Annotated in this window: 14 protein-coding genes; 9 read left to right on the top strand and 5 right to left on the bottom strand. The window is 49.6% G+C overall.

Translation table 11 applies throughout. The annotated features are described in order from the left end of the window. Positions 1 to 547 precede the first annotated feature (547 nt). Positions 548 to 1,270: a hypothetical protein gene (locus PsAD5_RS02855; RefSeq protein WP_063291026.1), complete on the top strand. Its 723-nt coding sequence runs from the start codon at positions 548 to 550 to the stop codon at positions 1,268 to 1,270. A gap of 67 nt (positions 1,271 to 1,337) precedes the next feature. On the opposite strand, the gene PsAD5_RS02850 is transcribed toward PsAD5_RS02855, so the two are convergent. After that, positions 1,338 to 1,865 carry a GNAT family N-acetyltransferase gene (locus PsAD5_RS02850; protein WP_063291025.1) on the bottom strand — a complete coding sequence of 176 codons (528 nt, stop codon included), beginning with the start codon at positions 1,863 to 1,865 and terminating at the stop codon, positions 1,338 to 1,340. 433 nt (positions 1,866 to 2,298) lie between these two features. On the opposite strand from PsAD5_RS02850, the gene PsAD5_RS02845 reads away from it, so the two are divergent. From PsAD5_RS02845 to PsAD5_RS02830, 4 genes are all read left to right on the top strand, one after another. Further along, positions 2,299 to 3,000: an outer membrane protein gene (locus tag PsAD5_RS02845; protein ID WP_161831370.1), complete on the top strand. Its 702-nt coding sequence runs from the start codon at positions 2,299 to 2,301 to the stop codon at positions 2,998 to 3,000. Positions 3,001 to 3,240: 240 nt separating this feature from the next. Then, a complete protein-coding gene (locus PsAD5_RS02840) occupies positions 3,241 to 3,984 on the top strand; it encodes an outer membrane protein (protein WP_057464232.1) in 744 nt (247 codons plus the stop codon). A 129-nt stretch (positions 3,985 to 4,113) separates the two neighbouring features. Continuing rightward, a complete protein-coding gene (lepA, locus tag PsAD5_RS02835) occupies positions 4,114 to 5,919 on the top strand; it encodes a translation elongation factor 4 (protein WP_063291024.1) in 1,806 nt (601 codons plus the stop codon). A gap of 98 nt (positions 5,920 to 6,017) precedes the next feature. Then, on the top strand, positions 6,018 to 6,596 hold the full coding sequence (locus tag PsAD5_RS02830) for a PhnA domain-containing protein (protein ID WP_057464233.1): 579 nt from the start codon (positions 6,018 to 6,020) through the stop codon (positions 6,594 to 6,596). A 130-nt stretch (positions 6,597 to 6,726) separates the two neighbouring features. Here the strand turns inward: PsAD5_RS02830 and PsAD5_RS02825 are convergent, their stop codons facing one another. From PsAD5_RS02825 to PsAD5_RS02810, 4 genes are all read right to left on the bottom strand, one after another. Beyond that, positions 6,727 to 7,386, bottom strand: coding sequence for a hypothetical protein (locus PsAD5_RS02825; RefSeq protein WP_063291023.1), 660 nt, complete (start codon positions 7,384 to 7,386; stop codon positions 6,727 to 6,729). A gap of 137 nt (positions 7,387 to 7,523) precedes the next feature. Beyond that, on the bottom strand, positions 7,524 to 8,018 hold the full coding sequence (locus PsAD5_RS02820) for a DUF2165 domain-containing protein (RefSeq protein WP_063291022.1): 495 nt from the start codon (positions 8,016 to 8,018) through the stop codon (positions 7,524 to 7,526). A 110-nt stretch (positions 8,019 to 8,128) separates the two neighbouring features. Beyond that, positions 8,129 to 9,007: an alpha/beta hydrolase family protein gene (locus PsAD5_RS02815; protein WP_063291021.1), complete on the bottom strand. Its 879-nt coding sequence runs from the start codon at positions 9,005 to 9,007 to the stop codon at positions 8,129 to 8,131. A 182-nt stretch (positions 9,008 to 9,189) separates the two neighbouring features. After that, positions 9,190 to 10,095, bottom strand: coding sequence for a LysR family transcriptional regulator (locus PsAD5_RS02810; protein ID WP_063291020.1), 906 nt, complete (start codon positions 10,093 to 10,095; stop codon positions 9,190 to 9,192). Between the two features lie 108 nt (positions 10,096 to 10,203). On the opposite strand from PsAD5_RS02810, the gene PsAD5_RS02805 reads away from it, so the two are divergent. From PsAD5_RS02805 to PsAD5_RS02790, 4 genes are all read left to right on the top strand, one after another. Then, a complete protein-coding gene (locus PsAD5_RS02805; RefSeq protein ID WP_193778129.1) occupies positions 10,204 to 10,662 on the top strand; it encodes an SgcJ/EcaC family oxidoreductase in 459 nt (152 codons plus the stop codon). 42 nt (positions 10,663 to 10,704) lie between these two features. Continuing rightward, positions 10,705 to 11,448, top strand: coding sequence for a VOC family protein (locus tag PsAD5_RS02800; protein ID WP_063291019.1), 744 nt, complete (start codon positions 10,705 to 10,707; stop codon positions 11,446 to 11,448). A gap of 652 nt (positions 11,449 to 12,100) precedes the next feature. After that, positions 12,101 to 12,589, top strand: coding sequence for a DUF2267 domain-containing protein (locus tag PsAD5_RS02795; protein WP_063291018.1), 489 nt, complete (start codon positions 12,101 to 12,103; stop codon positions 12,587 to 12,589). A gap of 169 nt (positions 12,590 to 12,758) precedes the next feature. Beyond that, complete coding sequence (locus PsAD5_RS02790; protein ID WP_208988455.1) at positions 12,759 to 13,193, top strand: hypothetical protein; 435 nt, start codon at positions 12,759 to 12,761, stop codon at positions 13,191 to 13,193. Positions 13,194 to 13,196 lie beyond the last annotated feature (3 nt).

Here is a 13,196-nt window from a genome sequence, read left to right as displayed (position 1 = left end):
TTCTCAGCTGCAGCGCTGGCGGTCCGTGTGTTGTGCCCCATTGTTCACTCCTAATCTCATGATCATGAGCCAAAACACTCCCTTATTCAAATTAACCGATCTGTCCATAAGGCTTCGATGGGGAACAAAACAAACTACTGAGTTCTTTTACTCCACCATCTTAGGAGATGAGTGGTTGCTCAGTACAGATTTGCATTTTTTAGACAAGCGGTGTCGGCAGAAACCGGTATTCGTCGAGCTAGCCAACTGACAGAGTATTCATAATCAACGCATCATGACATAGATGAATTATGATCATTCATAGTAAGCTCTATATGAATACGTAAACAGCGCCCAACCTGCTAAAATACACCCAACACGCTTACAACATTAAAATTGTAGTAAAATCAAATAAATTCAAGTATTTGACTCCACATACAAACACGTTTACTTATTTCTCAGCTCATGTAAGAGCTAGATTTTGCTACCTACAGATATGATGTCTGTTGTTTCAGTGCGCATGCTGATTTCAATAGCAATTTATTGATATTCTGTAGAGGTATACATTATGGATGTTAGTGGCGTCCGTCTTTCTTTTTCATTCACCAATTTTGCTGGTAATTATGATCCTGCACCGATTATGTCTCAGGATGAAGTAGCTGTTAGTTTGCTTGAAGATGTTGTGCGCTTCACCCCCGACAATGAATTACGTCAGGGCAATGAACTACGCCAGCAAGGGCAAAATGCAAAGAGTGAAGCTGAGCAAAGTAATGATCCGACTAAAAAAGCGATCAGCAAAATATTCGAGGTACTAATCGGCCTCGATACCGATAAAATGCAAGGCGCAGTTCACTCTTATCTGGCACAACGCAGCCGACAAGCTGCAGCAATCCAAAAGTTCTTCGACATCTCAAAAGAATGGACTAATCCGAACAGTTCGGCTGTGTATCAGGAGCTGATGAAGGGTATCTATGCCAGTGCTAAGACTGGAGACCCTATCGCTAAAGAAATGCTGCAAGCGATGAAGGATGGTACACTCAATATCGAAGATATGGCAGACTATGGCTTCGAAACAAAATCCAATTACATCGTTTATTTGAATCCTGATGGAGAGTATGTGTTTGGGACTTCCTCAATTACACATGTCGGCGATTACTCTAATGCAAATGAGTTGTTTGAAGATCTGACCTTCATGGATGAAGAAGGACGCTCCTTCGATAAAAAGACCGGCCACAATGCGTACTATGTTCAAATTGCAAAGAACCTCGCTTTCTACTTTACTTGGCCGTAACCTCCTAAATTAACTCTAGTCCTTTAGATTGCCTTGTGCAAAGGGGAGTAGTGATGCTCCCCTTATCTCAATCATGTGAGTAAGCTGCTGGAGCATCATCCTCGTTTAAGATGAGCGTCATCAGGGTCAGGTCCAGCCAGCGACCGAATTTGAACCCGACTTGGGGGAGCTCTCCGCTGACTTTGAAGCCGTAGCGTTCGTGCAATCGGATTGAGCCTTTGTTGTCGCTGTCGATGGCACCGATTAAGACGTGTTTCTGATCTTGTTTTGCAAGTTCGATCAGTTTTTCGAGCAATACGGATCCTGCCCCTTTTCCACGAGATTGCGGCGTTACATAAACTGAATGTTCCATGGTTTTGTTATAGCCAGGCTTCTCACGGAACGGGCCGTAACTGCCGTATCCCAGCACATCACCGTTGTCGTCTTCAGCCACAATGATCGGAAACCCACCAGCAATCCGGTTTTCGAACCAGTTCTTACGGTCTTCCAATGTCTCTAAAGCATCCGTCCAGATTGCAGCTAAAGTTTTGACTGCATCATTGTGAATTTCCAGGATGACAGGAAGATCAGATTTGGTTGCATGACGCAGTTTCATGGAAGCCCCTTTAAAATACCCGGGCCAAAAAACGCTAGAGCGAAGGTATGCGTGTTGCCCCGTAAATCTACTTTTGCCTAGTTTTGATAGATACGCCTGAACTTTCAGCAGAATTGTCATATTTTACGACAGGCCTCAAGAACACACCGCGCGCAAACACTTGAGTTTATTGCAGGATAGTCTGGGATCTGGAGTTAAAACCGGGCGGACATCAGATAGCTGAAATTTACTAATTATCAGATTATTTTACGTAAATTTAACCATAATTTTTGATCATTACATCAAATTTCAATGGTTGATTTTAAGGTTATCAATTAATTACTGCACCTACGGGTAGTCGTTACTTAACAGAGAGTGAACACGTTACTCAGCAGCAATTATCTCACTCCTTGAATATCAATCTGCTTACACTTTCATATCTGGAGTATTTGAAGTGAAACAGGTTCTGTGTATTTCCACCCTTATTGCGGGCGTTGGATTAATAATTGCCGGAGCATCCGCTGCGCAGGCTCAAGACAGTGGCATGTATATCTCGCTCAAAGGCGCAAAGGCATTTTCACTTCGTAGCACCTTTGACCCAATCGGAGGTGTGCCAACTGATAGCTATGATTTTGACTATAAAAGCGAATGGTCGGCAAGCACTAGCCTTGGATATAGGTTGAATGAGTATCTTCGTCTTGAAGGTGAACTAGGATATCTTGTCAACTCGGTCAAAGATATGAGCAGTGACACCATTCCAATCGATTACAGCTCAAGAGGAAAAATCTTTGCCAGATACACTATGGCAAACATACTTGCTGATTTTGCTCTTACAGATCAGCTGTCGGCCTTCGCGGGAGGTGGTATTGGCATTGCAAAGCCAGATATGGATAAAACAATCCTCTCAAATGCGCTCTTGGGTCAGACACGGCAAATCGAGATCGAAGATCAATATGTTTTTGCATGGAAACTCACTGGCGGCCTTTCTTATGAGGCGTATGAAAACACTCACCTTTTTGCAGATTATACTTACTTCCAAACGGCCGATTTTGACATCAAGCAAAAAACAACCCAAAGCGGCGTTTCAGTAGAAAACACACTGGAGTCAGATCTAAGTTCTCACCTTATCGGCGTTGGTCTTCGCTATGATTTTTAGCGGGTAACAAACGTAAGTACTTCGCTAATTTTCACTATTGACAGAGGCGGCAGGTTGCCGCCTTGTTTTATGCATAGCGACTACTGGTAATATCATCAGACCTCATAGAGATCAGACAAGTTATATCATTGTAATTGATACCTATATTTTACATGTTCTGTGAATTACATCATTAATTATTTGGTAAGACTTGTCTATTTGCGCGAATCTCCCTTTCAGGACTTCAGGAGATAGTGCGCAATGGGAAAGTTTTCCTCTACTGTGATCATGTTAGTTTCTGCGTTATTGGCGACAGGAGCACTCTCTGCCCGTTCCTATGCTGCGGATTTGGCGGCGGCTGCGCAAGAAGCAGCTGCGGCAGCGGCTGAAAAAGCGGCGATGGGCATGTTTCCACTCAAACCTTATGCAGGTGCTAAGGCCTTTGTTTCTTACGCACCTGATGGTGATTTTTATACACCCGGGACTGGGCGGACAAAATTTTTCGAATACAATATCGGCTGGAATGCCGCCGCGTTTGGCGGTGTAACGGCTGGGGACTTTGTCAAACTGCAGCTGGATACTGGTTACATCAGCAATAGCGTTTCTAACCTTTCCGGGGTGGACGGCGGAAGTGGAACTGTGGCCGCCGCCTATGTGATGGGCGGCGTTATTCTTTCTGCTCCCCTTTCTCCCCTCACCAAAAAGGTCATTCCGTTTGCCGGGATCAGCATTGGGGCTGCATTTCCTGTCATCGGGACTATCAATGGCACAATTAACGGGGATCAGTTCACAATCAAAGGCAGCCAGTCGACGGTTGGGGCCTTGTTGGCTCGCGGGGGTGTAACCATAGCGATTAACCCCAAACTTGGAGCAACACTCGAATACGGGTTCTTCCAGACCGCGGATTTCTCACTGAGCACAACGGACAATATCTCCGGCTCCGGCAACGCGTCGACCGATATGTCAGCTCATTTGTTTGGTCTTGGCTTTGAGTATCACTTTTAGCCAGATAGCAGCGAGAATCTGAGAGAAAGCCAATTGCTATTCACTTTATTGGCTGGAAAACGGCAAAAAAGCGCGTGGGCGCTTATTATGTGCTTTGCCATAGAGCAAAGCAGTGGTAATTGAGCGCCCATGACGACCAAAACTTTGTCCAATATTCGCAATTTCTCGATTGTCGCGCACATCGACCACGGTAAGTCCACCCTGGCCGATCGCCTCATCCAGTCTACCGGCACTCTCACTGATCGTGAGATGACGGAGCAGGTTCTCGATTCCATGGATATCGAGAAGGAGCGCGGCATTACCATTAAGGCTCAAACCGTTCGCCTGATCTACAAGGCAGATAACGGTGAAGAGTACACGCTGAACCTGATTGATACCCCAGGTCACGTGGACTTTGCCTATGAAGTTTCTCGCTCTCTTGCTGCGGTGGAAGGCTCCCTGCTGGTGGTTGATGCCTCCCAAGGTGTGGAAGCGCAGACGCTTGCGAACGTCTATCAGGCGATCGACAACGACCACGATATCGTGACCGTTCTCAACAAGGTTGACCTGCCTGCTGCTGAGCCGGATCGCATCAAAGAGCAGATCGAAGATGTGATCGGCCTTGATACGTCTGACTCCGTGATGATTTCAGCGAAGACCGGACTTGGTATTCCTGATGTATTGGAAGCAATCGTCAAACAGCTTCCTGCACCAAAAGGCAATCCGGATGGCCCGTTAAAAGCTATGTTGGTGGACAGCTGGTACGATACGTATCTTGGTGTGATGGTTCTGGTTCGCATCATCGACGGTGAACTGAAAAAAGGCGACTCCATCAAGATGATGGGCACTGGCGCTGTTTATCCAGTTGACCGCGTTGGTGTGATGACCCCAGCTTTCGTTGCAACGGACCGCCTTGGACCGGGTGAAATTGGTGTTCTGACAGCTTCCATCAAGGAAGTTGCTGATACCCGTGTGGGCGACACCATAACTACGGATAAAAAGGGCTGCACCGAAGCACTGCCGGGCTTTAAGCCTGCTCAGCCTGTTGTGTTCTGTGGTCTCTTCCCGGTTGATGCCAACGACTTTGAAGACCTACGCTCTGCTATGGGCAAGCTGCGCCTCAATGATGCGTCATTTTCCTATGAGATGGAAACATCGGCTGCGCTTGGTTTTGGTTTCCGCTGTGGCTTCCTTGGTCTGCTGCACCTTGAGATTATTCAGGAACGCCTGTCCCGTGAGTTCAACCTTGATCTGATCGCAACAGCGCCATCTGTTGTTTATGAGATGGAGATGACAGACGGTTCTCAGTTTGAGATGCACAACCCTGCTGATATGCCGGATGTTGTGAAGATCAAAGAAATCCGCGAGCCATGGATCCGTGCGAACATTATGACACCAGATGAGTACCTCGGTGCCATCTTGAAGCTGTGTCAGGATCGCCGTGGTGTGCAGGTTGACCTTTCCTACGTTGGGTCTCGTGCAATGGTCACTTATGACTTGCCGCTCAACGAAGTGGTCTTTGACTTTTATGACCGCTTGAAGTCCATCTCCAAGGGCTACGCTTCGTTTGATTATACAATCAGCGAATACCGTGCTGGTGATTTGGCCAGGATGTCCATTCTGGTGAACGACGAGCCGGTTGATGCGCTCTCTGTGCTGGTGCACCGCTCACAGGCGGACAAACGCGGTCGTGCGATGTGTGAGGTTCTGAAAGAGCTGATCCCTCGGCACATGTTCAAAATCCCTATTCAGGCAGCGCTTGGTGGCCGCGTGATTGCACGTGAGACCCTTTCTGCCCTGCGTAAGGATGTGACCGCGAAATGTTATGGCGGTGATGCTTCTCGTAAACGCAAGCTGCTGGACAAGCAGAAGGCGGGTAAGAAGAAGATGCGCCAGTTCGGTAAGGTTGAAATCCCTCAGGAAGCGTTCATTCAAGCGCTGAAGATGGATGACTGAGCACCGATTAGAGCTGCAGTAATACTAAGATTCAAGACCGGCCCATGTGAGGCCGGTCTTTGTTTTTGGCAAATGCGACTATGAAAAGGTACGTAGATATGTCCCTTGAGAATGACCTGCGCAGCCGCGCAGACGATAAATGCGAGCTTTGCGGTGTGACAGAGGATCTTGCTGCAGTCGCAGTTGGTCCGGATAGCGATGGCAATGCAGAGAAATCCATTTTGGTTTGTGGCACTTGCTCCGCACAGTTGGAAAGTGAAGCTGAGCTGGATGTGAACCATTTGCGCTGCCTGAATGAGAGCGCATGGAGCACTGAGCCAGCGGTTCAGGTGAGCGCATGGCGTCTGCTTGGCCGCCTCTCCAGTGAGGCCTGGGCACGAGACCTACTGGATACGCTGTATCTGGATGAGGAAACGCTTGAGTGGGCTCAGTCCGGTATGCCAGCGGCAGAGGATGAAGACGCTATCGTGCACAAGGATACGCACGGCGCTGTGCTTTCTGCTGGGGACACCGTGACGCTGGTCAAAGACCTCAAAGTCAAAGGCGCGGGCTTCACTGCCAAGCGCGGCACAGCGGTGCGGAACATTACTCTGGTGCAGGATAATGCAGAGCACATCGAAGGCCGTGTCAACGACCAACGTATTGTTATTCTGACGGAATTCGTGAAGAAGTCCTGAGGATTAGCACTAAAAACCCGAGACGTAGAAAGCGGCCTAAATGGTCGCTTTTTTTATGACGCAGACTCCTCGTTTAAACGGCTGATCTGCTCAAAATCACCAGAGCACGTTTGCATAAGGCGCCGTTAGGCTAGTTCTCTCCGCCATTACGCTGCAGGCGGACCTGCGTGTGCATCAAGATCTGCTCGGGGGTTAAGCGCAGGAGGATTTGGTTGTCTTTCCATTGATAGAGGCTTGAACCAAGGTTTGAGGTTTCGATGCGGTAGTGGCGGCCGCCTTGGCGGGCGTACCAATCTATGCGGTCTTTGTTGAACCATTTGTTGGTCTTGAGCGGGTGCAGCATAGTGAGGTTGCCGGGGTAGTCGGCGAGGAGCAGGTCTATGGCGTTGGCGGCGTTGGTTTCTTCAGCGACGCGGTGGACTTCGCAGATCTGCGGTTTTTTGATGGTAGCGAAGCGCTTGCCGACATGGGCGTACTCGTTGAAGTGTGCCATGCTTTCATTATGCCGCAGATAATCAAACACCACGATGGCGCCATCACAAATGGAGGAGAAATAGAAGGATTTGTTGGTGTACTGGAGTGTCACCCGCTGCGGTTGATTGGCGATATAGCGTTGGACGGTATTGCCACTTCCTGTCAGATACTCGCCCCGCCTTTTCTTCTGCAGGGCCAGGCCAAGGCCAATCAAGTAGTCATCATCAAGAAAGCGCGCAGGTATGGATTTATGCGACTTCCTGTTTGAAGCGGCTGGCTGACCTGAAAACACATTCCTCCCAAACCTGATATCCATCTCTGTTCCCCGTCACCACAAGTGGTCGATGTTTCAAACGTGGAACAATTCCTAGGCAAAAGCAGTCCTTCAAATGCCTCAGATGGATAGTCTTAGGTTACATCTAATTGGGTGGATCTCAGGGTTTTCCTTTCGTCTCAGCCGTGGTCTTCCTCTTTCTGGTTCACGAAGATCAGCGCCAAAAATGCGATGATGCTGATGTTGTAGGAGGTGTCTATGGCCCCTCTCCCGAGTGGAGATTGCCATGCAAGGAACCACTCTCCTGCTCCTGTAACAAAGATGCCAAACCAAAGCAGAATGGCGATGCAAAAGCCGAAGGAGACGGTGGACTTGGAGCGATTGAATGAGGCCGCTGACCGATGAATGCTGGCCAGCATGCGCAAGCTTCCCAGAACCAGCAGGAGAGCAATGAAGCCTTCTATGGCCAGGATAATAGTGAGGAAGGTTGGTGCGGTTTCCAGAGGAAACACAGCCCGGAACTTGGGGCTGGTTGGGAAAGTGTCCACCATGGAAATGACGGTTTCAATATACGCCAGATTTGCCGGTGTATCCTGATAGTTGTTGAAGCAAACCAGAGCAGCAAAACCGCCGAACGCCAAGGAGACCAGAACTTTGATCAGTCGAAGAAGCATAGGACTATCCGCTTTTCCGCCAGTAAAGCAGATTGACGCTAATGCGTGGTTAGGTGCTCTCGTCAGCTCTGGTCTTTTTCATTTGCCCTTTGTTAGTGGAGCGGCCTGCCTCAAGCAATATCCAGAATTTCAGGCCACAAGACCGCGTTTTGCTTGGCGAAGGCCTTCAGATGCCCAACTTCCTTGAGCTCGAAGTCTGCCGGATTAAGGATTTGTCGCGTGACCTGCGCATCTTTGTAGAGAGGTGGAAGGCGTTCAACGGAGGCATTCGGGGCAAGATCATCATCGGTGAACGACATGATTTTGATCGGACCAGTGAAGGGCTTCGGGTTCATGGAAGGTAAAGCACTACCGATGTCATCCTTGAAGAAGGTTGGAGAAGTGCACCATTTACGCCATTGCCAATAAACACCAGCAGGAATATCTGCGCCGATCCCAAGTGCCTTACCGGGCAAATAACCTTTCATACGTGTCACAGCTGGTCCAAGCAAATACCAGAAGGCAACAACAGTCAGGAAATATGGCATATGGTGGTCACGCCAATAAACCTGACCGCAGGCAACTGTCGTGACCTTATCGACCATGTCCAGATTTCGATGGAATGGCAACATGAAGCCGCCAAGAGAGTGACCAATCACGTGAGTGCTGGGTGTATCAGCCAGTTGCAGCAGCGCATCAAAGGCAGCTTGCTGATCATACAGGCCCCAATCAGACATCGTGGCGGAAGAGTTGCGTGGATGTATCTGTTTAGAGGCACCAAAGTCGCGATAGTCATAGGTGAGGCAGAGATGGCCCTGCTCTGCGACCCAGCGGGCAAACTTGGCATAAAACAACTGCGGCACACCGGTTGCGCCGTGAATAATGACTGAGGATTTTGGGTCACCCACTGGCCAGTAGGCTTTGCCAATCAGTGTGGCCCCCTCGCTGGGAATTGTGATTGTTTCCACGCGCTGCTCACTTTCAGCCATCATTTCTTCCAGTTGCTTCATAGCGGTATCTTTTCAACTTACGATAGCCGCATAGGACCACATATTAACGTATAGGTAAAGTCAGAAGGTAAAATATACCGCTCGCTTTTAAGAGAAGGTTTCATGAGTTCATTCTCGGAAACACTCTGATTTCAGAGCATGTTGTGTGTTTTGTCTGAGATGGAGATCAGATGAGACCTGCCTTATTGCAGCGCTTTCGCCAAGGCCTGCTGAATTGCCGTGATTGTCTCCTGCACCGATTTGGGTGGCAAAGTATCATAGCTGTGCACGGCATAAATTGGTGTTGGTTCTGGCTCTGACAGAGTAAGGAGAGGCTGGAGGGTTCCAGTCTTCAGGTCCTGCGCAATCGCGATATCCGGCAGGAGCGCAACGCCCAGGCCATTTCGAGCAAAAGCTGCGATGGCTTCAATGGTGTTGGCTTTGACGGCAGATCTGAAGCTCACCTCAATGCTCTTTGAACTTTCCTGAACCGGGAGGCGATGCCGCACCACAGCAGGCTCTCGTGTATGAGCGATGTATGGCAGGGATTGCACCCATTGCCAGTAGAGCGGGTCATCAGCGGAAGGTGCCTTGTCCATAACAGTGGGCGCGGCACACAGAATATCGCGCAGGGTCCCTATACGGCGCGCCTGAAGCGTGCTGTCTGGCAGTTGGCCGACACTGATCGCAACATCAATCCCCTCAGTGATCAGATTGAGGCGCTTGTCCTCCGCTATTACTGAAGGCTGAAGGTTCGGGAACTTATCTTTCACAACTGCCAGGGCCGGTGCGATGACGGGCGTGATGAAAGCGTGGGGGGCTGTGATAATGATCGGGCCAGACGGGACCGCTCCGAAACTCTCCATCTCGGTTTCCGCCTGCCGTGAGAGCGCGAGGATTTCCTTGCAGCGCTGGTAGTAGCGCTCCCCTGCCGGGGTCAGAGAGAGGTGGCGCGTGGTGCGGATGGCGAGTTTTACATCCAGCTGTTCTTCCAGCCGTTTCAGATTTTGACTAACGGCGGATTTGGCGATGTTCAGCTCATCGGCTGCGCGTGTGATTGAGCCGGTCTCGACAATTGTGACGAAGGAGAGCGGAAGCGTTGAGAGCATGATTGTTCTCTTCATATGAATAGTGATTTCAGAAATAGAGTGTTTTTCAAACAATGCAAGTGCGGCAAAAGACAGTCATCAACATCGCATCTGAACGGAGATCACGTGATGACTTTCATTAAATCTATCGCTCTCGCTGCTACTGTCGCAGTTGGATTGAGCGGACAAGCCATCGCTGACGAAGCAGGAAAACTGGCAGAAGGTGAATACAAGCTCAACACCGCTGTTGCCACTGCAAGCCGTGCCTGGCGTGATGCGTTCAACGCAGGTGATGCAGCGGGTGCGGCTGCGCTTTATGAGGATGATGCCGTGATGGTTGTGAAGCCATTTGGTACATTTAAAGGACGCGAAGCGATTGAAGGCTTTTGGACAGACATCATCTCCAAGGGATTTGATGATGTGGTTTACAGCAGTACCGTCACCACTGTTCTGGACCAGACCTCTGCCCGCGTTGCAGCCAACTGGAAGATGAACAACGCCCATGGCGTTATCACCAATGAGCTTTGGGTTTTGCAGCCGGATGGCCGTGTTTTGCTGCGTGAGGACCACTTCGAGATCGCTCAATAAACACGCGTATTTGCCTTGTGCCCTGATAAAGGACAGCCCGTTATGACAAAGCTTGATACTCTTCGTTTGCGCGTCCGTGATGTGGCGGCTCAAAAGCGATTTTATTGCGATGTCCTGGGTATGTCCGATCAGGGTGACGGGCGGGTCGGATATTGTGCGGAAGAGACGGCACTTCTGTTCACTGAGGCGGAGGCGCCTTACACGCCGCAAGCTACCGATCTTTATTGGAAAATTGCACTCTCAGTTCCCAATATCGAGCTGGCTTGTGCCCAGCTTCAGGCGCGCGGTGTCTATGTTACAGGACCGCAGCAGTTTCGGGATGTTGGGTATCTTGCCAAACTCACAGATCCGGAAGGTTTTGTGATTGAGCTGATTGACCATTGGTTTGAAGGCGATCGGCCTGATCTGGAGTTTGATGAGAGCCGACTAGGTGGAGGTCCGCATCTCAGCCTTGTGACCTTGCGCGCTGGCGACATTACGGCAATTGAGCCCGATATTCTCAGTTGGGGTATGACGCCGCTCTCTGTTCAGCCTGTCGAGCCTTTTGGTTTCACGCTTTACTTTTACGCCTTCACGACTGAACAGCCTCCAAACCCTGATCTCACCGGAGTTGAGAACCGGACCTGGACCTATCAGCGGCCTTATACGGTGCTGGAAATTCAGCATGTTTCTGCAGTGAAGACGGAGAGTTTGCCGGAGGTTGGTGCAGCAGGTTATGGCGGCCTGATATTTGGCTCAGCCGGTGCGCCTATTCATTCTGAGCGGCTGATGATTACGGCATATTGAGACTGCGTCATCCCCCGCCCCCACGTGCGGGTTGGCTGAAAACGAAGAAGGCGGCAGAGCTAGAGTCCCCCTATACCCTAGCTCTAGCCGCCTTATCGTTATGAGGTGATGCCGCCTTCAAACCGTCCTTTAAAGTCAGCGCCTCACACTTCGACTGAATCTCTGTCCGAGTTATTCTTTGCTGAGATCAGCGTCTAAACCCGCGATCATGCGATCTGCAGTTTTATTCCGTGAAGAAAACTCTGAAATCACAACCATCCCAAGGATCGCCAAGAATACGCAAATGAATAGTATCAAGCCGAAAGTCATAGTGCCTCCACTTCAATGACATTTAAAGCGTAGATAGCATTTTGACCTATGTCAATATGAATTTATAATTTGACTAATGTGAAATTTACTCATGGTCAGAAGCGATATTTCTTCATCATTTCATTTCGCACTGCACAACTTAGTATAATTATTTCTTTTATTATTCTTGATCACAAACTTTCTAGCACTGACCTCACCTTTACTCGCAGCTATGGTACATATACGTAGATTACCTAAGTTAAATCGATTTAAGAGTCAGCTGAAAATCAGTCACTTTTGCAGCGCGAAAACCTGAGCTAAGGTCGTACATAGAGCGATCACCCGTATTTTCGGAGTTACCTTCATGCCTATGCCTCAGGAGTATCAGCTGGCCTCTCAGCAGTACGAATCTTTCCTTGCTGATGCTCAGGACGCGCTTGGCCTGACCACTCGTAATCAGACCTACACATGCGTCCAGGCTGTTTTGCTGGTGTTCCGCCGGAGACTGGACGCTGAGCAGGTTCTGTCCTTTGCTGATACGCTGCCAGCGGTTCTTCGGGCGATTTTCACGTCAGGCTGGAGCAGCAGCGACTACACTGCGGACTTTGGCGCTGAACACGATTGGGCTGCTGAGGTGAAAGCTCTCAGGGCACATCACAACTTTGCGGATGATAAGACGCCTGCACGTGTGGTTGAGGTTTTGCGCAGCCGCGTTGACCTTCCCCGCTTTGAGCAGGTGTTGCGCCAGATCGGCCCTGACGCTTTACGGTTTTGGGGATTTGAAGTTTCGGCTGATGCAGAGGCGAAGAGAGATTTATCAGAATGCACTCCCTCACAGACTGAGACTTTGTAAAACCTTTAGTTTCTTCAGTAGATCCGTTGACTGTAAGGGGTGGCTCAGGCAGGGAGGGAAAGATCTCGCCTCCTCTCCTTTAACTTTCCAGAGGCCAGGCGCTCATCTCTCATTACCCACTCATATTCAGAGTGTTGCAGGGCGGAAAGTTGCGAAGGAAATTTCAGCCATGTTTATGAAGCGTTTCGGACTGTGTTTTGCTGCTTGTGTGTTGGCCACTGCCAGCAATGCAGAAGACGCTGCAAGCCCTGTTTATGACGCTGCCTCAACCACCTCAGCTCAGAATATGGTTGTCTCTACACAGCCGCACCATGTTGCCATCGGTGATATGAGCGTTTCCTGGCAAGAAAGGCCTTCATTTCAGGAGCAAACTGGCAGCACGCTAAGCCTGGTCGCTGTGACGTTTACTGAACTTGATCCTGAGACCCGTGCGCCCATCGCCTCGCCAAGCTTGTCTGTGAATGAGAGATTGAAATTAGCAGAGACAGCGATCGAGCTCTCGCCCGGCTGCTCATATTACGGTTACGACCCTGAAATCAACGTCATTGATGGCTTCAGGTGGAAGGATCATGACAACATCATCGTAGTGCTGGCTGGCTGCTAAGCG

The organism is Pseudovibrio sp. Ad5, from assembly GCF_001623095.1.
In the GTDB taxonomy this organism is placed as follows: Bacteria; Pseudomonadota; Alphaproteobacteria; order Rhizobiales; family Stappiaceae; genus Pseudovibrio.
Note: the sequence above shows the minus strand (reverse complement) of the source record. Positions and strands in the feature narration are given on the sequence as shown.

Coding starts and splice junctions, on each gene's coding strand:
- PsAD5_RS02855 (WP_063291026.1), top strand. CDS start 548: ATGGATGTTAGTGGCGTCCGTCTTTCTTTTTCATTCACCAATTTTGCT.
- PsAD5_RS02850 (WP_063291025.1), bottom strand. CDS start 1,865: ATGAAACTGCGTCATGCAACCAAATCTGATCTTCCTGTCATCCTGGAA.
- PsAD5_RS02840 (WP_057464232.1), top strand. CDS start 3,241: ATGGGAAAGTTTTCCTCTACTGTGATCATGTTAGTTTCTGCGTTATTG.
- lepA (WP_063291024.1), top strand. CDS start 4,114: ATGACGACCAAAACTTTGTCCAATATTCGCAATTTCTCGATTGTCGCG.
- PsAD5_RS02830 (WP_057464233.1), top strand. CDS start 6,018: ATGTCCCTTGAGAATGACCTGCGCAGCCGCGCAGACGATAAATGCGAG.
- PsAD5_RS02825 (WP_063291023.1), bottom strand. CDS start 7,386: ATGGATATCAGGTTTGGGAGGAATGTGTTTTCAGGTCAGCCAGCCGCT.
- PsAD5_RS02820 (WP_063291022.1), bottom strand. CDS start 8,018: ATGCTTCTTCGACTGATCAAAGTTCTGGTCTCCTTGGCGTTCGGCGGT.
- PsAD5_RS02815 (WP_063291021.1), bottom strand. CDS start 9,007: ATGAAGCAACTGGAAGAAATGATGGCTGAAAGTGAGCAGCGCGTGGAA.
- PsAD5_RS02810 (WP_063291020.1), bottom strand. CDS start 10,095: ATGCTCTCAACGCTTCCGCTCTCCTTCGTCACAATTGTCGAGACCGGC.
- PsAD5_RS02805 (WP_193778129.1), top strand. CDS start 10,204: ATGACTTTCATTAAATCTATCGCTCTCGCTGCTACTGTCGCAGTTGGA.
- PsAD5_RS02800 (WP_063291019.1), top strand. CDS start 10,705: ATGACAAAGCTTGATACTCTTCGTTTGCGCGTCCGTGATGTGGCGGCT.
- PsAD5_RS02795 (WP_063291018.1), top strand. CDS start 12,101: ATGCCTATGCCTCAGGAGTATCAGCTGGCCTCTCAGCAGTACGAATCT.
- PsAD5_RS02790 (WP_208988455.1), top strand. CDS start 12,759: ATGTTTATGAAGCGTTTCGGACTGTGTTTTGCTGCTTGTGTGTTGGCC.